We start from the raw sequence: 21862 nt of genomic DNA on the forward strand, positions 1-21862 counted from the left end.
CCCGGATATCGAACCGGGGGAGTAGTGTCCGACGCAGACGGCTCGTCAAGTCTTGCCTCGACCGTCATGCGGGTGCTCGATCATCCGCCCTCACGATCCAGTGAGGCACGCAGCAGCCCAGGTCGTACGCCGACCGTGCTGCCAGCCCCGCCGCCCGGCGGAAGCGCGTTGGTGAGACACCAACCGAAAGATCGCACATGAACTTCGCCGAACTCGGCGTGCCCTCGAACCTGTCCGCAGTGCTCGAGGCCCAAGGAATCACCGTCCCCACCCCGATCCAGGCCGCGACGCTGCCTGACTCGCTGGCCGGGCGCGACGTGCTCGGCCGCGGCCGCACCGGCTCGGGCAAGACCTTCGCCTTCCTGCTGCCGCTGGTGGCCCGCCTCGACGCGAGCAAGATGCCGGCGATGCCGCGCAAGCCGCGCGCGCTGATCATGGCGCCGACCCGCGAGCTGGTCACCCAGATCCGCGAGTCGCTGCTGCCGCTGGCCGCGGAGGCCGGGCTCACCACCCAGACCGTCTTCGGCGGCGTGGGCCAGGGCCCGCAGGTCGCCGGTCTGAAGAAGGGCGTCGACATCGTCATCGCCTGCCCCGGCCGGCTCGAGGACCTGATGGGCCAGGGCCACTGCGACCTGTCCGCGATCGAGGTCACCATCCTCGACGAGGCCGACCACATGGCCGACCTGGGCTTCCTGCCCGGCGTCAAGCGGATCATGGACAAGACCCCGAAGCAGGGCCAGCGGCTGCTCTTCTCCGCGACCCTGGACAAGGCGATCGACGTCCTGGTCAAGCGCTACCTGACCAACCCGGTCACCCACCAGGCCGACTCGGCGCAGTCGCCGGTCGCCAAGATGTCGCACCACGTGCTGCACGTGGGCCGCGAGCAGCGGGTGCCGGTGCTGGTCGACCTGACCAGCGCGCCGGGCCGCACGGTGATCTTCACCCGCACCAAGCACGGCGCCAAGGCGCTGGCCCGCCAGCTCAACAGCAAGGGCGTGCCCGCCGTCGAGCTGCACGGCAACCTGTCGCAGAACGCGCGCACCCGGAACATGGACGCCTTCCACTCCGGCAAGGCCTCCACCCTGGTGGCCACCGACGTCGCGGCCCGCGGCATCCACGTCGACGACGTGGCGCTGGTCGTGCACGCCGACCCGCCGGCCGAGCACAAGGCCTACCTGCACCGCTCGGGCCGTACCGCCCGCGCCGGTGCCGAGGGCACCGTGGTGACCCTGATGACCGACGAGCAGGTGCGCGACGTGCGCGACCTGACCCGGCTGGCCGGCATCAAGCCGACCACCACCAAGGTCACCTCGCTGGGTCACCCGATCCTGGTCCAGCTGGCCCCGGGCGAGCGCACGCTGGTCCCGGGCGGTTACGCACCCCCGGCTCCGGTGGGCGCTCGCAGCGCCGGCGAGCCGGGCCAGGCGCGTCAGGGTGGCGGCGGTCGCGGCCGTGGCCGTCGTTCCGGCGGCGGTGCCAAGCCCGGCGCCAAGCCGGCCGCCCAGGGCGGCCAGTCCCGCGGCGGTCAGTCGCGCCGCGCGGGGGCAGGTGCCGCGAGCGGTGCCGGCGCCTCGACCGGTGGTCAGCGGAGCGGCCAGGGTCGCAGCCGTCGCGGCGGCTCCGGCAGCGCCTCGGTCTACAGCACCTCCACCGGCGGCTCCTCGCACACCGCCGCCTCGTTCAGCGGACGCCGCTGACCCAGCACGAGGACGCCCCCGCACCCCTCCGGGTGCGGGGGCGTCCGTGTCTCCCCCTCGTAGAGTCGGGAGGCATGGAGGTCGGGAGCGGGGCGAGGACCGAGGGGCGCGTCGCGGCGTGGCTGCGGCGGGCCCTGTGGGACATGGTCCCCCGCGACCAGCGCGACACCCCCGCGGCGCTGCGCCGGCGCCAGGTGGTCACCGCGCTGGTGCTCATCGTCGGTGCGCTCACCCTCGGCTGGTCGCTGCGGATCGAGCCCGGTGACGGCCTCTTCTACGTCGCCACGTTCGCGCTGGCCGCGGTCTGGACCGTGGGCTCCTTCGCCTCGGGCCGCCTGCACCTGGGCCGGATCGCCTTCGGTGACCGGCTCACCCGGCCGGTGCTCACCCCGCTGGTCATCGGCTTCGGCCTGGCCGGGGTCTTCGTGGCCGGCGCGCTGGTGGTGCGCCAGATCCCCTGGCTCGACGAGCAGGTGCGCTCGGTGCTCGACTTCGCCGACCAGGGCTCGGTGCCGCTGCTGGTGCTGATCACCACGGTCAACGGGATCGCGGAGGAGCTCTTCTTCCGGGGAGCGGTGTACGCCGCGGTGCCGCGGCACCCGGTGCTCTGGACGAGCCTGGCCTACCTGGTCGTCACCCTGGCCACCGGCAACGTGATGCTCGCCTTCGCCGCCGCGCTGCTCGGCGTGCTGTGCGGCCTGGAGCGGCGCGCCTCGGGCGGCATCCTGGCGCCGATCCTCACCCACCTGAGCTGGTCGCTGACCATGCTGCTGGTGCTGCCGCTGGTCTTCGGCTGACCGGGCGGCAGACGGCGACTCAGCGCCCGGCCTCCTCCAACGCGCGGCGGACCGCCTCCTCGTAGCTGGTCGGCTCGAACGGGACCAGGTCGCGGATCGAGGTGTCGGAGACGACCACCTCGGTGCCCATCGAGTCGATCAGGTTGCGGCCGGTGGTGGCGTCGATGTCGGTGACCAGCGCCAGCCAGTACGACGAGAGCTTGGGCGTGAAGACCGGGACCGGGACGATCGGCCTCGCCTCGCCGAGCATCACCTCCGAGGCGAGCTCGAGCATCCGGCGGTAGGTCAGCACCTCGGGCCCGCCGATCTCGAAGATCCGGTCCCTGGCCTCCTCCCGGCCCACCACCCCGACCAGGTAGCGGGTCACGTCGTCCAGCGCGATCGGCTGGGTGCGGGTCTCGGCCCACTTCGGCACCACCATCGCCGGGAGGTTCTTCACCAGCTGGCGGGTGATCTCCCAGGAGACGCCGCCGTGCCCGACCACGATCGCCGCACGGAGCACCGTCACCGGCACCCCGCCCTCGCCCAGCAGCCGCTCCACCTGGCGGCGGCTGCGCAGGTGTGCGGAGAGCTCGCCGTCCTCGTCGCCCAGCCCGCCGAGGTAGACGATCTGCTCGACCCCGGCCTTGGCCGCCTGGGCGCCGAAGGTGCGGGCCGCGAGGGCGTCCTCGTCCTCGAAGTCGTCGCGGTCCAGGGAGTGGACCAGGTAGACCGCCACGTCCGCGCCCGCCATCGCCTTCGCCAGGCTCTCGGCGTCGGTGACGTCGGCGCCCACCGGCGTGCCCGGGCCGTCGTACGCCTCCGGCCGTCGGGTCATCGCCCGGACGTCGTGCCCCTCCTCCAGCAGCGCCGGGACCAGCCGGCTGCCGACGAAGCCGGTGGCGCCTGTGACGAGGACGGTGTGCGAGGCCATGCTGCCGACTCTAGGCAGGAGTAGGTTGGATGGTATGAGCAGCGACTTTGTCCCGGGACCCCTCGACGAGGCGGAGGTGTGGGAGTTCCTGCGCGGCCACGAGCTCGGCCGCCTCGCCTTCCACCTCCTCGACGAGGTGCACATCGCGCCGATCAACTACGCCGTCGACCACGACACCCTGCTCTTCCGCACCGCGGAGGGCAGCAAGCTCCTCGGGGTGGTGATGAACTCCGACGTGGCCTTCGAGGTCGACGAGCACGACGAGCAGCAGGCGACCAGCGTGGTGATCCGCGGGGTCGCCCGCAAGCTCGAGGAGGACGAGGAGCACCGTGCCGAGCACGTGCCCCTGCGTCCGTGGGTCGACTCGCTGAAGTACAACGTGGTCGAGATCCGGCCGACCGAGATCTCCGGCCGCCGGTTCCACCTCGACCGCCCCTGGCTGCACATGCGCCCCGGCGCCTGAACTCCCCCGGCGCCTAGGTCACCCCAGCGCCTGCTCGGCCAGCGCCTCCACCGGGTCCAGCCTGGTCAGCTCCAGGGTCTCCAGGTCGACCATCACCGCCATGTCGTCGGGCACGGCGGTCCAGCCGGGCTCGTCGAGACCGCTGGAGATGATGGTCAGGCCGTCCTCGTCGGTGCGGTAGTCCATCGCGAAGTACTCCGTCAGGTGGCGGGGCGGGACGTCGTCCTCGTTGTCGAAGAGGTCGCGCAGGCCCTGGCGGGGCGAGGTGGCCCGGCTGTTGACGTGGATCGCGACCATGTGGGTCGGGGTCAGCATCAGCGCGTTGAGGCTGCAGTCCGGGAAGTCCCGGAGCAGGTGGCCCAGCGCGTGCCGAACCCCGCTCTCCACGTCGCCGTGCTCGTCGACGGACTGCTTGACGAAGCGGAAGTACCGCTCGCTGTCGGTGTCACCGACCAGCGCCTCGCGGGTCTCGGGCTTGAGCAGCGACTCGAGCTCGCCGATCGGGGAGACGTGCCCGTTGTGCGCGAACGCGTAGTCGCCCTCGACGAACGGGTGGGTGTTCTCCGGGCGCACCGGGAGGCCGCCGGTGGCCCAGCGCAGGTGCACGAAGCCCGCGCGGCCCAGGGGCTTGCGGACCAGCTCGGCGTACTCCGGGTCGGTCGCCGCGGAGCCGGGCGAGGAGACCGAGTGGGTGCTGCCCTCCGGGTCCTGCCAGGCCATCCCCCAGCCGTCGGCGTGCACCGCGGTGAGCGCGGTGAAGCCCTCCAGGCCGTCCGGCCCCAGCAGCTCCTCCACCGAGGTCGGCGTACGTCGGACATAGCCCAGCAAGCGGCACATCAGGGGGTTCCTCCTCAGGTCGGATGTTCCCCACCCCGTGCCCGATCAGGGTCAGGTCATGAATCCCCCAGATGAGACGTTTCCCGACGCGGTGTCACGGGGTAAGAGGGCCCATGCGAGCGATGGGTGTTGAGGAAGAGCTGCTGCTGGTCGACCCGACGACGGGAGCGCCGGCCCCGCGGGCGGCTCAGGTGCTGCGCGCCGCGGCCGTCCGCGAGGAGAACGATCCCGCGCCCGCCACCGAGGAGGGCGGGTCGCTGGGCCACGAGCTGCAGAAGAGCCAGGTGGAGACCGACACCCCGCCGGAGGCCACGCTGGAGGGCCTCGAGTCGTCCCTGCGCGCCTGGCGCGAGCGGACCCGCGCGAGCGCCCTGGAGGTCGGCGCCCGGGTCCTGGCCACCGGCACCTCCCCGCTGGAGGGCCGCACCGGCCACCTCCGCACTCCGCGGTTCGACGCGATGGCGGCGCGCTACGGCCTGACCATGGCCGAGCAGCTGACCTGCGGGTGCCACGTGCACGTCGACGTGGAGGACGACGAGGAGGGCGTCGCGGTCCTGGACCGGATCCGGGTCTGGCTCCCGTCGCTGCTGGCGATCAGCGCCAACTCCCCGTGGGTCAACGGCGTCGACACGGCGTACGAGAGCTACCGCTCGCAGATGATGATCCGCTGGCCGAGCAGCGGCCCGACGCCGGTCTTCGGGTCGGTCAAGGCCTACCGGGCGCACGTGGACGCGATGCTCGCCACCGAGGTGCTGCTCGACGAGGGGATGGTCTACTCCGACGCGCGGGTCTCGGCGCAGCACCCGACCGTCGAGGTGCGCGCCGCCGACGTCTGCCTCGACGTGCGCGACACCGTGCTGGTGGCCGCGCTGAGCCGCGCGCTGGTCGAGACCGCGTCGCGGGAGTGGCGCGAGGGCCGGCCGGTGCCCACCGCGGAGGTGCCGGTGCTGCGGCTGGCGACCTGGCAGGCGGGCCGCTACGGCCTGACCGGAAACCTGGTCTGCCCGACCTCCTGCGTCCCGCGCTCGGCGCGCGCGGTGATCGACGGCCTGCTCGAGCACGTGGACGGCGCCCTGGGCACGTACGGCGACCGCGAGGCTGTGCACGCCGGTGTCGCCCGGCTCTTCACCACCGGCACCGGATCGGCCCGCCAGCGCGAGCTGCTGGCCGGCTCCGACCCGGCGGCGGTGGTCTCCCACCTGGCGCGGATCACCTCGGGCGAGGAGGAGTAGGCCGGGTCAGCCGCTGCGTCGCCGGATGCCCTCGCGCTTGGCCTCGTCCATCGCGGCCTCGTAGGCCGAGACCAGGGAGGTGACCGAGAGCGGCTTGAGCCGCTCCACCACCTCCTGGAGCCGCTCCGGAGTCATCCCGGACTCCTTGTACTTCGGCCAGACCATGGTGCGGAAGAGCTCGTAGAGCTCCTCGGCGATCTCCCGGCCGTGCCGGGCGTAGAGGTCGGTGGCCGCCTTCGCGGCCTCCACCGGGTAGCCGAGCTCGAGCAGGCCCAGGCCCACGGAGAGCTGGGAGACCGCGACGGTGAACCCGCCGTCCGCCGGCTCGACGATCCCGAGCTCCTGGAGGGTCGCTAGGTCGTCGGGGGAGAGCTCTCGGCCCGCCCGGCCCTCCAGCTCGGCGCGGGTCATCGGCACCGGGTGCTCGGCCATCCACGGGGCGAGCATCGTGCGGTGCAGGGCGACGTCCTCGGCGGAGGCGTTCTCGGGGATGGAGGCGACGTACCGCTCGATCGCCGAGAGCGTGAGCCCGTGGCTCTGCAGCTCCTGCACCAGCTCGAGCCGGGCGACGTGGTCGGCGGTGTAGAAGCCCGAGCGACCCCGGCGGATCGGCGGGGGGACCAGGCCGCGGGAGGTGTAGAAGCGCACGTTGCGCACGCTCATCCCCACCCGCGCGGTCAGCTCCTCCAAGGTCAGCAGCCCTGCGGTGCGGTCGGACACCGGTCCACCCCCCTTCCTCTCTGTCCTGTCTCCGTGGCCTGCGTGGGCCTGTGTCGTGGATCACACCAGAACGACTTCCGATGTTCCCTTGACGATTGTGACAGTAAGAGTGTCACAATCAACGGACACCCAGCCACCGGCGGCGCGCCCGCGCCTCGCAGGGGGCACCACAGGCACGAGCAAGGACGGTCATGGCAGAAGCATTCGTGTACGACCACATCCGCACCCCGCGCGGCAAGGGCAAGGCCAACGGCACGCTGCACGAGGTCAAGCCCATCGACCTCGCCGTCGGACTGCTCGACGCCGTGCGCGAGCGCAACCCGGGACTCGACCCGGCGCGCGTCGACGACGTCGTCCTCGGCGTCGTCTCCCCGATCGGCGAGCAGGGTGCCGACATCGCCAAGACCGCGGCGCTCGCCGCCGGCTACCCCGACACCGTCGCGGGCGTGCAGCTCAACCGGTTCTGCGCCTCCGGCCTCGAGGCGGTCAACCAGGCGGCCTCGCGGGTCCGCGGCGGCTTCGAGGACCTGATCCTGGCCGGCGGCGTGGAGTCGATGAGCCGGGTGCCGATGGGCTCCGACGGCGGCGCCTGGGCGCAGGATCCGGCGACCGCGCTGAAGACCGGCTTCGTGCCCCAGGGCATCGGCGCCGACCTGATCGCCACCGTCGAGGGCTTCAGCCGCTCCGACGTCGACACCTACGCCGCGCAGTCGCACGCCCGGGCCGCCAAGGCGTGGGCCAACGGCTACTTCGACAACGCCGTGGTGCCGGTGCGCGACCTCAACGGCCTGGTCGTGCTCGACCGGGACGAGACCATCCGCCCCGACACCACCGCCGAGAGCCTCGCCGGCCTGCGGCCCTCGTTCGCCCAGATCGGCGCCGACGCCGGCTTCGACGAGGTCGCGCTGGAGAAGTACCACTGGCTCGAGCGGATCGACCACGTGCACCACGCGGGCAACTCCTCGGGCATCGTCGACGGCGCCGCGCTGATGGCGATCGGCTCCGAGCAGGTGGGCACCGACCTCGGTCTCACCCCGCGCGCCCGGATCATCTCCACGGCCGTCTCCGGCGCCGACCCGGTGATCATGCTGACCGGACCGGCGCCCGCCGCCCGCAAGGCGCTGGCCAAGGCCGGCCTCGAGGTCGGCGACATCGACCTCTTCGAGATCAACGAGGCGTTCGCCGCCGTCGCCATGCGCTTCATGCGCGACATGGGGATCGGCGACGACATCACCAACGTCAACGGCGGAGCCATCGCGATGGGCCACCCGCTGGGCGCCACCGGCGCGATGATCCTCGGCACGCTGATCGACGAGCTGGAGCGCCGCGGCCAGCGCCGCGGCCTCGCCACGCTCTGCGTCGGCGGCGGCATGGGCATCGCCACCATCGTCGAGCTGGTCTGACCCCTCCCTCCCCGGTGGTCGAGGAGGTCGCGCAGCGACCGTCTCGAGACCCCGCGAACCGAAAGGCTTTCCGTTGAGCACCACCCAGAACACCGAGCAGACCGCGGTCCGCTACGACAAGGACGCCGACGGCGTCGTCACCCTCACCATGGACGACCCGACGTCCAGCGCGAACACGATGAACGAGATCTACCAGCGCTCGATGGACGCGGCGGTCGACCGCCTCCACGACGAGGTCGCCGCCGACCCGCAGAGCGTGACCGGCGTGATCGTGACCAGCGCGAAGAAGACCTTCTTCGCCGGCGGCAACCTCAAGATGATGTCGAAGGCCACGAAGGCCGACGCCCCCCGGCTCTTCGAGGAGGTGGAGGGGATGAAGGCGACCCTGCGCCGCCTCGAGACCTTCCCGCGTCCCGTCGTCGCCGCGATCAACGGCGCCGCCCTCGGCGGCGGCCTGGAGATCGCCCTGGCCACCAACCACCGCATCGCCGTGGACGACAGCAAGATCAAGATCGGGCTGCCCGAGGCGACCCTGGGCCTGCTGCCCGGCGGCGGCGGGGTCACCCGCACCGTGCGGATGTTCGGCCTCCAGACCGCGCTGATGGACGTGCTGCTCCAGGGCACCCAGTTCAACCCCGCCGCGGCGAAGGACAAGGGTCTGGTCGACGAGCTGGTCGCCACCCAGGACGAGCTGCTGCCGGCGGCCCGCGCGTGGCTGACCAGCGTCAAGGACGACGAGTCCGCGGCCGCGCAGCCGTGGGACCGTCCCGGCTACAAGATGCCCGGCGGAAACCCGAAGTCCCCGGCGATGGCGGCCTTCCTGCCCGCCTTCCCGGCGCTGCTGCGCAAGCAGCTCAAGGGTGCCGACTTCCCCGCGCAGAAGGCGATCCTCGCGGCCGCGGTCGAGGGTGCGACCACCGACTTCGAGACCGCCTCGCGGATCGAGTCGCGCTACATCACCAGCCTGATCACCGGTCAGAACTCCAAGAACATGATCCAGGCGTTCTTCTTCGACCTCCAGGCGATCAACTCCGGCTCCCTGCGCCCGCAGGGGATCGAGAAGTTCAAGGCCACCAAGGTCGGCGTCCTGGGCGCCGGGATGATGGGCGCCGGCATCGCCTACGTCTGCGCCCGCGCCGGGATGCAGGTCGTGCTCAAGGACGTCGAGGTGGCGAACGCCGAGAAGGGCAAGGCGTACACCGAGAAGCTCAACGCCAAGGCCGTCTCCCGGGGCAAGCTGACCCAGGAGAAGTCCGACGAGCTGCTCGGCCGGATCACCGCGACCGCGGACCCCGCCGACCTCGCCGGGTGCGACCTGGTGATCGAGGCGGTCTTCGAGGACCCGAGCCTGAAGGCGAAGGTCTTCGCCGAGGTGGCGCCGTACGTCAACCCGGACGCGCTGCTGTGCTCCAACACCTCGACCCTGCCGATCACCGAGCTCGCCGAGGGCGTCGACCGGCCGGCCGACTTCATCGGCCTGCACTTCTTCTCGCCGGTCGACAAGATGCCGCTGGTGGAGATCATCCGCGGCCGCGAGACCTCGGACACCACGCTGGCCAAGGCGTACGACGTGGTGCAGCAGATCCGCAAGACCCCGATCGTGGTCAACGACAGCCGCGGCTTCTACACCTCGCGGGTGATCGGCACCCAGATCAACGAGGGCCTGCGGATGCTCGGCGAGGGCGTCTACCCGATGTCCCTGGAGCGGGCCGCCACCCAGGCCGGCTTCCCGGTCGGGCCGCTGCAGATCAGCGACGAGCTCAACCTCGAGCTGATGCGCAAGATCAGGATCGCCAACGAGGCCGCGTGGAAGGCCGAGGGCAAGGACGTCGCTGCCGACCCGTCGACCCAGGTCGTGGAGAAGATGCTCGAGCTGGGTCGCCCCTCGCGGCTCAAGGGCGCCGGGTTCTACGAGTACGCCGACGGCAAGCGCGCGGGCCTGTGGTCCGGCCTGGCCGAGACCTTCCCGCCCGCCGAGGAGCAGATCCCGTTCCGCGACGTGAAGGACCGGATGCTCTTCATCGAGGCGCTGGAGACCGCCAAGTGCTTCGAGGAGGGGGTCATCACCTCCGCGGCGGCCGCCAACATCGGCTCGATCATGGGCATCGGCTTCCCGCCCGCCACCGGCGGTGCGGCGCAGTTCATGACCGGCTACGAGGGTGCCGACGGCACGGTCGGCCTGAAGGCGTTCGTGGCCCGGGCCGACGAGCTGGCCGCGGCGTACGGCGAGCGCTTCGCGCCCACCGCGCGGCTGCGGGAGATGGCGGAGAAGGGCGAGTCCTTCCCCGCCTGACCCCGTCACCTTCTCCACCCCCCTGCTCCACCCCCGCTCCAACCCCTGCTCCAACCCTTGTAACGCGCTGTTCAACTCACTCAGCCACCCCACCCAATGGGGGCTGATGTGTGAAAAACAGCGCGTTACAAGGGGAGGGGTGGGCAGAATGCGAACGGTGAACCAGAGCCCTGCGATCCCCCCGGCGGTCGACGTCGCCGACCTGCACGTGCGCTTCGGCGAGGTCGAGGCGGTGGCCGGCGTCTCGCTCACGGCGTACGCCGGGGAGTCCACCGCCCTGCTCGGCCGCAACGGCGCCGGCAAGTCGACCACCATGCGGGTGCTCGCCGGGGTGGTGCCGCCGACCGCCGGGCGGGTGCTGGTCGCCGGGCACGACGCCGCCCGGGACGCCCTGGCGGTCAAGCGCGCCGTCGGCTACTGCCCCGACGTCGGCGGCCTGGTGCCGCGGGCCACCCCCTGGGAGCACCTCCAGCTGGCCGCCCGGCTGCGGCGGATGCCCGACTGGGAGCCGCGGGCCCGCGACCTGCTGGAGCGGTTCGAGCTCGGCGACGTCGCGCACCGCGTGACCGCCGGGTTCAGCCACGGCATGGGCCGCCGGCTCTCGGTCATCCTCGCCGCCTTCCACGAGCCCGAGGTGCTGCTGCTCGACGAGCCCTTCGACGGGGTCGACCCCATCGGCGTGGAGGCGACCTTCGAGGTGGTCGCCGACGCCCGCGCCCGCGGGGCCAGCGTGCTGCTCTCCACCCACCTGCGCGAGCTGGCGATCGAGGTCTGCACCTCGGCGCTGGTGCTGCGCGGCGGGGAGCGGGTCGCGACCCTGGACGCCGACGAGCTGGCCGGGGAGGTCGGCGCCGATGCCTACCGCGCTCTCCTCGACTGAGTCCTCCCGGCGCACCGGCAGGTCCGGGGCCTGGGAGCAGCACGTCGTCGGCCCGCTGGTCGACACCGGTCACCTGCTCGCGTTCCGGGCCGGCTCCGTACGCCGCCCGCGGGCGCTGCGCCTCGGCTGGGGCGTGCTCGGGGCGATCACCCTCGCGGTGGTGCTGGTTCCCGCACTGGTCTCCGAGCGCGGTGCCGACCCCGCCCGCGTCCTGGACGTGCTGATCCTGCTGCCGACGTTCATGGTCGGCTTCCTGACCCTGGCGGTCGTCTCGTCGGTGGCCTCCGGCGGCGGGCGCGAGCTGCTCGCCGGCGAGCAGGCGGTCGCCTTCCCGGTCAGCCCCACCACCGACCACCTCGGGGCGCTGCTGATGGCGCCGCTCAACATCGCCTGGTTGCTGCAGGCCTGGTTCCTCCTCGGCGCGGCCTCCTGGGCCACCGGCTTCGGCGGCGCCCTGGTGCCGTTGCAGGTGGTGCTGCTGCTCTGGCTGGTGCTGGCCACCGCCACGGCGCAGGCGGTCGGCTGGACGCTGGAGTCCGTACGCCGCCGGCAGCACGGGATCGCGGCGCTGCGCGTCCTCGGGCTGGGGTGCGCCGGGGTGGCCGTGTGGGTGCAGCTGACCGGACGCTGGGGAGATCTCCTGGACGAGGCGCCCACGCTGCACCTGGTCACCTCGGCGCTGGGCGGGTTCACGCCCCGGTGGGCCGGCGCGGTCCTGCTGGAGGCAGTCGCGATCGTCGCCGTGGTGGCGCTGGGTGCCTGGCCGGCGCACGCCGCCGCGCGCCGGCTCGCCCGCGACGAGCAGCGGTTCGAGTCGTTGAGCTATCCCGGCCGTCCCACGCCCCGCACCGACCTGGCGATGCTCGTGCGGATCGACCGGGCCTCGGTCTGGCGCACGGTGCCGATGCGCCGCGGGCTCACGGTGCTCGCCGTCGGTCCGGGCCTGGTGGCCCTGGCCGGGGCCCTGTCCTGGGACATGGTGGTGGTGCTGCCGGGGCTGGTGGTCAGCGGCGGGGTGCTGCTGTTCGGGGTCAACGCGTGGTCGCTGGACGGTCGCGGCGGCCTGTGGCGCGAGAGCCTGCCGGTCGACCCGGCGGCGGTCTTCCGGGCCCGCAGCGCCGTGCTGGCCGAGTGGCTGCTCTCCGCCGCCCTGGTCACGGTCGTGCTGGCCTCGCTGCGCGCGGGCGTGCCCAGTGCCACGGAGGTGGCGGCCCTGCTCTGCTGTGTGGTCGTGGTCACCGCCCAGGTGGTGGCCGTGGCGATGACCTGGTCGCTGCGCCGGCCGTTCTCCGTCGACCTGCGCTCGGCCCGTGCGACCCCCGCCCCGCCGGTGGTGATGGTCGGCTACTCCGCCCGGCTGGCGACCAGCACCACGATGACCGCGATGGTCTTCTCCACCCTCTCGTGGACCGCACCGTGGTGGGTGCCGGTCCTGGTGGCGGTGCCGTTCCTCGGCTGGTCCGCGGTCCGCTGGCACCGAGCAGCACGCCGGTGGCTGGACCCGGCCCATCGTGCGCTCGTGGTCACCACCGTCGCCGCCTGAGTCGACGACTTACGATCTGGGCATGACCCGTCTCCCCCTCAGCGTCTCCCGCACCACCGGCCGCCGTCCCCAGGCCCGCCGTCTCGCCGCGGTCGCGGCCGCCCCGCTGCTGCTCGTCGGCGCCGCCTGCGCCCCCACCGAGGACGTGGACGAGTCCGCCACCGACTCCAGCCCGGAGTCCTCGGCCGCCGTCGACCCGGCCGAGTGCGCCGCGGACGCGGTGCGCACCGAGGGCACGCTGACCATCGGCACCGACTCCCCGGCGTACGAGCCGTGGTTCACCGACAACGACCCCGGCACGGGTGACGGGTTCGAGTCGGCGGTCGCCTACGAGGTCGCGGACCGTCTGGGCTTCGCCGTGGACGAGGTGACGTGGGTGACGGTGCCGTTCAACACCTCCTACAAGCCGGGGCCCAAGGAGTTCGACTTCGACATCAACCAGATCTCGATCACCCCCGAGCGCGCCGAGCGGGTCGACTTCTCCCGCGGCTACTACTCCGCCGCCCAGGCCGTGATCGCGCTCGACGACAGCCCGGCCGCCGACGCCACCACCGTGGCGGACCTGGCCGACCTGCGCCTGGGCGCCCAGACCGGCACCACGTCGCTGACCGCGATCCGCGACGTGATCAAGCCCGACGCCGAGGTGTCGGTCTTCGAGGACACCAACGCCGCCAAGCAGGCGCTGATGAACGACCAGGTCGACGCGATCCTGGCCGACCTGCCGACCGCGTTCTACATCACCGCGGCGGAGATCCCGGAGGCCACCATCATCGGCCAGTTCCAGCCCGAGACCGGCGACCAGGAGGAGTTCGGCCTGCTGCTGGAGAAGGGCAGTCCGATGACCGCCTGCGTCGACGCCGCGCTGGCGGAGATGGAGGAGGACGGCACCCTGGCCTCGCTGGAGGAGGAGTGGCTCTCGGAGACCGTCGGCGTGCCCGAGCTGAATTGATCGGGCGTCGGTGACCCTTCCCGAGGCGGCCTGGCAGCCCAGCGAGCGTGAGCTCGAGCGGCGCCGGGTCCGCCGCTCCCTGCACCGCCGGTCCCTGGCGATCGCGGTCCTGGCGACCGTGGTGGTCTTCGGGGCGATGGCGGTCGGTGTCGTCACCTCTCCCGGGTGGGCGACGGTCCAGGAGTACTTCTTCGACCCCGAGGCTGCGCGCGAGTCGTTCCCCGCGATCTGGGCGGGGTTCTGGCTCAACGTGAAGATGTTCCTGATCGCCGAGCCGCTGATCCTGGTGCTCGGCCTGGGCCTGGCGCTGGCGCGCCAGGCCCGAGTCCCGTGGCTGACCCCGCTGCGGCTGCTGGCGACCCTCTACACCGACCTCTTCCGCGGGATCCCGACGATCCTGCTGGTGGTGCTGCTCGCCTTCGGCATGCCCGCGCTGCAGCTGCAGGGCGTCACCAACGACCGGTTCTTCTGGGCGCTGGTGGCGCTGGTGCTCTCGTACGGCGCCTACGTGGGGGAGGTCTTCCGGGCCGGGATCGAGTCGGTGCACCCCTCCCAGCTGGCCAGCGCGGAGACGCTCGGGCTCACCCGCTTCCAGACCATGCGGTACGTCGTGGTGCCCCAGGCGGTACGCCGCGTCGTCCCGCCGCTGCTCAACGACTTCGTCTCGCTGCAGAAGGACACCGCACTGGTCTCCACGGTGGGCATCTTCGACGCCGTCTTCGCCGCCCGCGACTACGGCAACTACAACTTCAACGACACCCCGCTGGTGGTGGTGGCGCTCTTCTTCGTCGCGATCACCATCCCGCTGGCGCGGCTGACCGACTACCTGGCGAAGCGGACCGCGGCGCGGGAGAGGGCTGGTGCCCGATGAGCGAGCTGCTGCGGGTCCGCGGACTGCGCAAGAGCTACGGCGACAAGGTGGTGCTGCACGACATCGACCTCGACGTCGCGGCCGGCGACGTGGTCTGCCTGATCGGCTCCTCGGGGTCGGGCAAGTCCACCCTGCTGCGGTGCCTCAACCTGCTCGAGGAGATCGACGACGGGCTGGTCGAGCTGGACGGGGTGGACATCTCCGACCCCCGGGTCGACCGGCGCGCGGTGCGCTCCCGGATGGGGATGGTCTTCCAGGCCTACAACCTGTTCCCGCACCTGAGCGTGCTCGACAACGTCACCCTCGCTCCGCGCAAGGTGCACGGCGTCGGCCGCCGGGAGGCCGAGGAGCGGGCCCGGGAGCTGCTGGGGCGGTTCGGGCTCGGCGACAAGGCCGGCGCCCACCCCGACCAGCTCTCCGGCGGCCAGCAGCAGCGGGCCGCGCTGGTCCGGGCCCTCGCGCCCGCACCCAGCCTGCTGCTGCTCGACGAGATCACCGCCGCCCTGGACCCCGAGCTGGTCGGTGACGTGCTGGACGCGGTGCGCGCCCTCGCCGAGGCGGGCACCACGCTGGTGCTGGCCACCCACGAGATGCGGTTCGCCCGCGACGTGGCCAGCCGCGTCTGCTTCCTCGACGACGGCCGGATCCTGGAGGCCGGCCCGCCGGAGGAGATCTTCACCGCGCCACGGGAGGAGCGGACCCGGCAGTTCCTGCGCCGGGTGCTGACGGACTGACCCGCTCGCCGCCCGCTAGACCAGCTTGCGGAACAGCGGCATCGGCGCGTGCTTGATCACCCGGGCCAGCACCTCCCACGGCAGTCCCGGCACGTGCGCGGTGGCGCGCTCGGCCTCGATCGCGGCGACCATCGCCCGCACCCCGCGCTCGGTGGAGACCAGCAGCGGGGGCGGGGTGGTGCCGGGACCGGTGGGGTTCATCTCCGAGGCGATGTAGCCCGGGTAGATCACGGAGAACTTGATCGCGCTCCCGTGCAGCTCCGCGCGCAGGCCTTCGGCGAGGTGGGCGACGGCGGCCTTGGTGGCGGCGTACGTCGTCATCGCCTTGGGCATGCCGCGCACCGCGGAGACGCTGGAGACGACCACCAGGTGGCCGCTGCCCTGGGCGCGGAAGATCTCCATCGCGGCCTCGACCTGGGCCAGCGCGGCGACGAAGTTCGTCATCGCCGTCTCCCGGTTGGCGTCGAAGCGGCCGGTGCCGAGCGGGGCGCCCTTGCCGATCCCGGCGTTGACCACCACCCGGTCCAGGGTCAGGCCCTCGGTGGCGAAGTCGTCGCGGAACGCGCGGACGGTCTCGAAGACCGCGTCGTGGTCGTTGACGTCCAGCGCGCGCACGTGCACAGGGTGACCCGGCCGGGCGGCCTGGATCTCGGCCCGCAGCTCATCGAGCCGTTCGGTCCGGCGGGCGCAGAGGGCCAGCGGGTGGCCACGATCGGCGAGCTGGCGAGCCATCTCGGCGCCGAGCCCGCTGCTGGCGCCGGTGATCAGGGTGGTCCTCGGGATGGTGCTCGCCTGGGTCATGGGCGCCAGTGTGACGCACGCCGCGGCTCAGCGCAGGCGGTGGTGGATGTCCTCGCTCATCCGCACGATCGCGACGTAGAACTCCAGCGTCATCCGGATCAGGCAGAGGTAGATCAGCAGGACGATCGGGCCGCCGATGAGGAAGATCAGACCGCCCAGCGGCTCCTGGGTGAAGGCGGCGATCGTCATCACCAGCCAGACGATCGCTGCGAGGCCGATCCCGATGACCGAGAGGATGTAGACGAACTTCACCACCTTGGGGGTGACGAAGGTGCTGAAGGAGAAGTCGAAGAGACTGGCGAAGAACCCCTTCTCCGTCGTGCCGTGGGGCCCCTGGCCGCCCGGCCCCTCGCCGTAGCCGCCGCCGTACCCGCCCCCGCCGCCGTACGGGGGGTAGCTCCCGCCCGCGTCGCCGCCGCCGTAGCCGGGCTGGCTGCCGTACGGCGTGGTGGGCTGGTCTCCCTGGCCGTACGGGTTCTCCGGCGGGTTTCCGTAGCTCGACATCGTCTCTCCCTCTGCTGGTGGTCCGGTGGACCCGGCCTCGCTGCGCAGCCTATGAGCGCGGGACCCTCCTGCCCGCTGTCATCTGCGGCAAACCTGTGCGGGTGCGTGACAGTGAAGCGCATACCCGGTATACATACCGAGTATGGCGACGCGCCGTCGCCGGAACGGGGGGACCGCCATGTCGGTCAGGTTGGCGCTGCTGGCGCTGCTGGAGCAGGGGCCGAAGTACGGCTACCAGTTGCGCGCCGAGTTCGAGCAACGGACCGGGGAGACCTGGCCGCTCAACATCGGGCAGGTGTACACGACCCTGTCCCGCCTGGAGCGGGACGGGCTCGTCGTCGCCGAGGGTGACGACGGCGAGGGGCACGTGGTCTACCGGACGACGGACGCCGGGCTGGCCGAGGTCGACGCGTGGTTCGACACGCCGGTGCCGCGCGACCAGCCCCCGCCGCGCGACGAGCTCGCGATCAAGCTGGCGATCGCCGTCTCGTCGCCCGCGGTCGACGTCCAGTACGTGCTCCAGCAGCAGCGCACCGCGACCATGCGGGCGCTCCAGGAGCACACCCGGCTCAAGCGCAGCGGCAGGGCGGCGAAGCCCGAGACGCCCCAGGACCTGGCCTGGAGCCTCGTCCTGGACTCGCTCGTCTTCGACGCCGAGGCCGAGATCCGCTGGCTCGACCACTGCGAGGCCCGGCTGCAGGGAGCGGCAGGCAACCAGGCAGGCAACCAGGCAGGCAACCAGGTGGGCACCACCGAAGGGGGAACACGATGAAGAACGAGCTGCTTCTCGCGCTGTCGCAGGTCAGCCGGGTCCACGGGACGGGAGCGACGGAGGTCCGCGCGGTGCGCGACGCGTCGCTGAGCGTCGAGCCGGGCGAGCTGGTTGCGCTGATGGGGCCCTCGGGCTCGGGCAAGTCGACCCTGCTCAACCTGGCCGGCGGCCTGGACACACCCACCAGCGGCCGGGTCACGGTGGCCGGCGTCGACCTGGCCGGGCTGACCCAGACCGAGCGGGCCCGACTGCGCCGGACGACCATCGGCTACGTCTTCCAGGACTTCAACCTGATCCCCGCGCTCACCGCCGAGGAGAACGTCGCCCTGCCCGCCGAGCTCGACGGCCGACGGCGGTCCGAGGCCCGGGAGACGGCCCGGGCGGCGCTGGCCGAGCTCGGCATCGCCGAGCTGGCCGACCGGTTCCCCGACGACCTCTCCGGCGGCCAGCAGCAGCGGGTCGCGATCGCCCGGGCGATCGCCGGCGAGCGGCGGCTGATCCTCGCCGACGAGCCCACCGGCGCCCTGGACACCGAGACCGGCGAGCAGATCCTGCGGCTGCTCCGCGAGCGGTGCGACGCCGGCGCCGCCGGCGTGCTGGTCACCCACGAGGCCCGGCACGCCGCCTGGGCCGACCGGGTGGTCTTCCTCCGCGACGGCGTGGTCGTCGACGACACGGACGCCGGTCTGGCCGGCCTGGCCGGGGTGCGCTGATGAGCGCGTGGCTGCGCAGCTGGCGACCGCTGCTGCGGCTGGCCTGGCGCGACGTGCTGCGGTCCAAGGGACGCAGCGCCCTGGTGCTGGTGCTGATCGCGCTGCCGGTGCTGGCGGTGACCACGTCGCTGGTGCTCACCGCGACCGCCCAGGTCGACGGCGACGAGGCGGTGGAGCGGCGGCTCGGCGTCGCCGACGCACGGATCCGGGTCGAGGGCGAGACCACGGTCCAGCAGGGTGCCGACCCCGACTTCGGAAGCTCCTTCGGTGAGGGGGATGGCAACCACCTCACCCCCGCGGACCTCGCCGACGTGCTGGGTCGGGAGGTCCGGGCGGTCGAGTGGGGCACCACCGAGGTCTCGGTCCGGCTGGACGAGCGGGCCGTACAGGCGGGAGCCACCTGGCTGGACCTGCGCGACCCGCTCACCGAGGGGCTCGCCACCCTCGACGAGGGACGGCTGCCGGAGGACTCCGGCGAGGTGATGGTCAACCGGGCGCTCGCCGACCGCGGTCTCGGCCTGGGCGAGACCCTCACGACGGTCGAGGGCAGCACCTTCGAGGTGGTCGGCGTCGGGGAGGACGCGAACACCCGCTCCTTCCCGAGCCTGTGGGCGCCCGAGCGCCCGGCCGAGGTCCCCGAGGACTGGGGCACGACCTGGCTGGTCGAGGCCGGGGACGTCACCTGGGAGGAGGTCCGGGCGCTCAACGACCGGGGGGCGTTCGTGCTCTCCCGAGCGGTGCTGGCCGACCCGCCGTCACACGACGAGCTGCACCCGGAGGTGCAGTACGGCGGCGGCTCGGACGACGCCGTGGTCGCCGCCGTCGGACTCATCGTGGTGATGGTGCTGATCGAGGTGGTGCTGCTCGCCGGACCGGCGTTCGCCGTGACCGCCCGACGGCAGGCGCGCACCCTGGCCCTGATGGCCGCGGTCGGGGCGACGCCGGCCCAGGCGCGTCGGGCGGTGCTGGCCGTCGCCGTGGTGCTGGGCGGGATCGCCGCGCTCGGCGGCCTGCTGCTCGGGATCGGGCTGGCCGCCGCGCTGCTGCCGTTCCTGAGCCGCTGGAGCGGCTCCTACCCCGGGCCCTTCGACGTGCCGTGGGGCTGGGTGCTCGGGGTCGCCGGCTGCGGCCTGCTGGCCGCGCTCCTGGCCGCCGCCGCCCCGGCCTGGCTCGCCTCGCGGGCCGACGTGGTGGCCGTGCTCGCCGGCCGTCGTGGCGAGGCCAAGCCGTCGCGTCGCTCCCCGTTGCTCGGGCTGGTGCTGTTCGGGGTCGGCGTGGCGCTCGCCGTGGCGGGCGCCCGGAAGCAGACCTACGGCGAGACCTGGGTGGCGCTCGCGGCGGTGGTCTGTGTGCTCGGCATGGTCCTGCTGGTGCCGGTGGTGCTCGGCGTCCTGGCGCACCTCGGACGCCGGCTGCCGCTGCCGCTGCGGTACGCCGTGCGCGACGCCGTCCGGCACCGCACCCGCACCGTGCCTGCCGTCGCGGCGGTGGCGGCCACCGTCTGCGGGGTGGTCGCGCTGGGGATCAGCACCAGCAGCGACGCGCGGGAGTCCCGGGAGACCTACACCCCCGAGCTGCGCAGCGGCGAGGGGATGGTCACCGCGACGGAGGCGACGCCCGAGCTCTGGCAGCGGGCCGAGGCCGCGTTGCGCGACGGGCTGCCGGACGCGACCGTGACCCCGGTCGTCGGGCTGCCGGAGCCGAGGAACGGCGACGTGCATGTCGAGTACGTCGCGCCGGGTCTCGGGGAGGACTCCTGGGCGCTCGAGTGGGTCGGGGGCAGGCTGGGCACGATGCACGTCGTCGGCGAGCAGATCCCCCCGGCGATGCGGGAGGTCGACGACGCCGAGCGGGCCCGGGGCGACGCGGCCCTGGCCGAGGGCCGGGTCGTGGTCTTCACCCAGGTGCCGGTCGACGCGGACGAGGTCCGGCTGAGCGCCACCGCCTACGACTGGCAGACCGGGGAGGAGACCACGCTCGTCGAGCCGGTCACCCTGCCGGCGGCCTACGTCGAGGTCGAGGATGGCGGGTCGCCGGCGTACGCCGTCATCCCGCCGGCCGTCGCCGACGAGGTCGGGCTCGAGTCCGCCACCACCGCCCTGCACGTCGCGGGCGCCGAGATCGGCGAGGAGGAGCAGCAGCGGGTCGCGGAGGTGGTCGCCGCGGGTGTGCCCTACGCCGACTTCTACGTCGAGCGCGGCTACGTCCCCGACGAGTTCGAGCGGTTCGCCGTCTGGGTGCTCGGTGCGCTGGGCGCGGTGCTGATGATCGGCGGGACGCTGACCGTCACCTTCCTGGCGCTCAGCGACGCCCGGCCCGACCTGGCCACCCTGGCCGCGGTCGGCGCCGCGCCTCGGACCCGGCGGGCGGTGGCGGCGTCGTACGCCCTGGTGGTGGGCGGTACCGGGGCGGTGCTGGGGGCGCTGGTCGGGCTGGTGCCGGGGATCGCGGTGGCCTACCCGCTGACCCGCTCCTACTACGGCCCCGTCGCCGGGCAGGGGACCGGACCGTTCCTGGACATCCCGTGGCTGATGATCGGGGCCGTCGTGCTGCTGCTGCCGCTGCTCACCGCGGCGGTGGTGGCGCTCTCCACCCGGTCGCGGCTGCCGATGGTGGCGCGGGTGGGCTGAGCGCGGATCGAGCCAGGGGAATGTCGCACCGGGCCTACGGGGTTGGCCCGGTGTGACTTCTCCCGCTCAGCACGCCCTGCCCGCCCTGTCCGTCCTCGACCTGGTGCCGGTGCGCTCCGACCAGACCACCGGCGACGCGGTCAACGCGACCCTCGCCCTGGCGCGGGTGGCCGACGACCTGGGCTACACGCGGTACTGGCTGGCCGAGCACCACAACATGCCGGCGGTCGCGGCGACCAACCCGCCGCTGCTGATCGCGATGGTCGCGGGCGCGACCTCGCGGATCCGGGTGGGGAGCGGCGGCGTGATGCTGCCCAACCACTCGCCGCTGGTGGTCGCGGAGCAGTTCGCGCTGCTGGAGGCGGCGTACCCCGACCGGATCGACCTCGGCATCGGCCGCGCCCCGGGCACCGACCAGCTCACCCGGTACGCGCTGCGCCAGGGCGCCGGCGGCGAGGACCCGGTCGCGGAGTTCCCCCGATACGTCGACGACATCGGCGTGCTGATGTCGCCCGAGGGCGCCGCGATGGCGTTCCAGGGGCGCGAGCACCCGCTCAAGGCCACGCCCAAGGCGGCCTCGACCGCGCCGGTCTGGCTGCTCGGCTCCTCCGACTACTCCGCCCGGCTGGCCGCCTCCCGCGGGCTGCCCTACGTCTTCGCCCACCACTTCTCCGGGCAGGGCACCGCCGAGGCGCTCGAGCTCTACCGCTCGACGTACCGACCCTCGGAGCGCTTCCCCGAGCCGCGCACCTTCCTCACCGTCAACGCCTGCGTCGCGCAGACCGAGGAGGAGGCGCGTCGGCTGGTCCGGCCGCAGGTGCTGCAGATGCTCGCGATCGTCACCGGCGGGACGCTCACCCCGCAGGCGCTGGTCGAGGAGGCCGAGAAGGTCGAGCTCGACGCCGGCCAGCAGCGGATCGCTGACGGCATGATGAACCGCTGGGTGATCGGCGACGCCGCCACCGCCGGCACCCGGATCGCCGACCTGGCCGCCCAGTTCGGCGTCGACGAGGTGATGGTGCACCCGGTCGCCGGCTCGTACGTCGGCACGCCCGCCGACTCCACCCCGGCCCGCGAGGAGACGCTGCGCCTGCTCGCCTCCTGACCGCT

Annotated in this window: 20 protein-coding genes; 15 read left to right on the forward strand and 5 right to left on the reverse strand. The window is 72.9% G+C overall.

Annotated elements, in window-relative coordinates:
* Positions 1-197: 197 nt before the first annotated feature.
* Both H8838_RS01200 and H8838_RS01205 read left to right on the forward strand, forming a co-directional pair.
* Complete coding sequence (locus H8838_RS01200) at positions 198-1697, forward strand: DEAD/DEAH box helicase (protein ID WP_181309908.1); 1500 nt, start codon at positions 198-200, stop codon at positions 1695-1697.
* A 74-nt stretch (positions 1698-1771) separates the two neighbouring features.
* Complete coding sequence (locus tag H8838_RS01205) at positions 1772-2494, forward strand: CPBP family intramembrane glutamic endopeptidase (RefSeq protein ID WP_181309907.1); 723 nt, start codon at positions 1772-1774, stop codon at positions 2492-2494.
* 19 nt (positions 2495-2513) lie between these two features.
* Here H8838_RS01205 and H8838_RS01210 read toward each other — a convergent pair whose 3' ends face one another.
* The gene (locus H8838_RS01210) at positions 2514-3407 is read right to left on the reverse strand and encodes an NAD(P)H-binding protein (protein ID WP_181309906.1); all 894 of its coding nucleotides are present in this window, start codon (positions 3405-3407) and stop codon (positions 2514-2516) included.
* 34 nt (positions 3408-3441) lie between these two features.
* On the opposite strand from H8838_RS01210, the gene H8838_RS01215 reads away from it, so the two are divergent.
* Entirely contained in the window at positions 3442-3870 is a 429-nt protein-coding gene (locus H8838_RS01215) for a pyridoxamine 5'-phosphate oxidase family protein (protein WP_181309905.1), read from the forward strand.
* Positions 3871-3888: 18 nt separating this feature from the next.
* Here H8838_RS01215 and H8838_RS01220 read toward each other — a convergent pair whose 3' ends face one another.
* Positions 3889-4707 carry a class II glutamine amidotransferase gene (locus H8838_RS01220; protein WP_185995405.1) on the reverse strand — a complete coding sequence of 273 codons (819 nt, stop codon included), beginning with the start codon at positions 4705-4707 and terminating at the stop codon, positions 3889-3891.
* Between the two features lie 122 nt (positions 4708-4829).
* Between H8838_RS01220 and H8838_RS01225 the strand changes: the two genes are divergently transcribed.
* Positions 4830-5939 (forward strand): carboxylate-amine ligase, encoded by a 1110-nt coding sequence (locus H8838_RS01225; RefSeq protein WP_224766310.1) that lies wholly within the window; start codon positions 4830-4832, stop codon positions 5937-5939.
* A 6-nt stretch (positions 5940-5945) separates the two neighbouring features.
* Here the strand turns inward: H8838_RS01225 and H8838_RS01230 are convergent, their stop codons facing one another.
* The gene (locus tag H8838_RS01230; RefSeq protein WP_224766311.1) at positions 5946-6659 is read right to left on the reverse strand and encodes a MerR family transcriptional regulator; all 714 of its coding nucleotides are present in this window, start codon (positions 6657-6659) and stop codon (positions 5946-5948) included.
* A 191-nt stretch (positions 6660-6850) separates the two neighbouring features.
* Between H8838_RS01230 and H8838_RS01235 the strand changes: the two genes are divergently transcribed.
* From H8838_RS01235 to H8838_RS01265, 7 genes are all read left to right on the forward strand, one after another.
* Positions 6851-8062, forward strand: coding sequence for an acetyl-CoA C-acetyltransferase (locus tag H8838_RS01235; RefSeq protein ID WP_181309902.1), 1212 nt, complete (start codon positions 6851-6853; stop codon positions 8060-8062).
* A 73-nt stretch (positions 8063-8135) separates the two neighbouring features.
* The gene (locus H8838_RS01240; RefSeq protein WP_224766312.1) at positions 8136-10355 is read left to right on the forward strand and encodes a 3-hydroxyacyl-CoA dehydrogenase NAD-binding domain-containing protein; all 2220 of its coding nucleotides are present in this window, start codon (positions 8136-8138) and stop codon (positions 10353-10355) included.
* 157 nt (positions 10356-10512) lie between these two features.
* Positions 10513-11235, forward strand: coding sequence for an ABC transporter ATP-binding protein (locus tag H8838_RS01245; protein ID WP_224766313.1), 723 nt, complete (start codon positions 10513-10515; stop codon positions 11233-11235).
* Complete coding sequence (locus H8838_RS01250) at positions 11210-12778, forward strand: hypothetical protein (RefSeq protein ID WP_185995402.1); 1569 nt, start codon at positions 11210-11212, stop codon at positions 12776-12778. The genes H8838_RS01245 and H8838_RS01250 overlap by 26 nt, the downstream gene beginning before the upstream one ends.
* A 22-nt stretch (positions 12779-12800) precedes the next feature.
* A complete protein-coding gene (locus H8838_RS01255) occupies positions 12801-13727 on the forward strand; it encodes an ABC transporter substrate-binding protein (protein ID WP_185995401.1) in 927 nt (308 codons plus the stop codon).
* Between the two features lie 10 nt (positions 13728-13737).
* A complete protein-coding gene (locus H8838_RS01260; protein WP_181309898.1) occupies positions 13738-14598 on the forward strand; it encodes an amino acid ABC transporter permease in 861 nt (286 codons plus the stop codon).
* A complete protein-coding gene (locus tag H8838_RS01265; protein WP_224766314.1) occupies positions 14595-15332 on the forward strand; it encodes an amino acid ABC transporter ATP-binding protein in 738 nt (245 codons plus the stop codon). Before H8838_RS01260 ends, H8838_RS01265 begins: the two co-directional genes overlap by 4 nt.
* A 15-nt stretch (positions 15333-15347) precedes the next feature.
* Here H8838_RS01265 and H8838_RS01270 read toward each other — a convergent pair whose 3' ends face one another.
* Positions 15348-16133 (reverse strand): SDR family oxidoreductase, encoded by a 786-nt coding sequence (locus H8838_RS01270; RefSeq protein WP_224766315.1) that lies wholly within the window; start codon positions 16131-16133, stop codon positions 15348-15350.
* Between the two features lie 27 nt (positions 16134-16160).
* Positions 16161-16637, reverse strand: coding sequence for a DUF4282 domain-containing protein (locus H8838_RS01275; RefSeq protein WP_185995400.1), 477 nt, complete (start codon positions 16635-16637; stop codon positions 16161-16163).
* A 178-nt stretch (positions 16638-16815) separates the two neighbouring features.
* Here H8838_RS01275 and H8838_RS01280 point away from each other — a divergent pair, with 178 nt between their 5' ends.
* From H8838_RS01280 to H8838_RS01295, 4 genes are read left to right on the forward strand one after another with little or no spacing between them, the layout of a single operon-like run.
* Complete coding sequence (locus H8838_RS01280) at positions 16816-17409, forward strand: PadR family transcriptional regulator (protein ID WP_181309895.1); 594 nt, start codon at positions 16816-16818, stop codon at positions 17407-17409.
* A complete protein-coding gene (locus H8838_RS01285; RefSeq protein ID WP_181309894.1) occupies positions 17406-18122 on the forward strand; it encodes an ABC transporter ATP-binding protein in 717 nt (238 codons plus the stop codon). Before H8838_RS01280 ends, H8838_RS01285 begins: the two co-directional genes overlap by 4 nt.
* Positions 18122-20752 (forward strand): ABC transporter permease, encoded by a 2631-nt coding sequence (locus H8838_RS01290; RefSeq protein WP_181309893.1) that lies wholly within the window; start codon positions 18122-18124, stop codon positions 20750-20752. The genes H8838_RS01285 and H8838_RS01290 overlap by 1 nt, the downstream gene beginning before the upstream one ends.
* Before the next feature lie 52 nt (positions 20753-20804).
* On the forward strand, positions 20805-21857 hold the full coding sequence (locus H8838_RS01295) for an LLM class flavin-dependent oxidoreductase (protein WP_224766316.1): 1053 nt from the start codon (positions 20805-20807) through the stop codon (positions 21855-21857).
* The last annotated feature ends 5 nt before the right edge of the window (positions 21858-21862 follow it).

The sequence above is a fragment of the Nocardioides campestrisoli genome, from assembly GCF_013624435.2.
Classification (GTDB): domain Bacteria; phylum Actinomycetota; class Actinomycetes; order Propionibacteriales; family Nocardioidaceae; genus Nocardioides; species Nocardioides campestrisoli.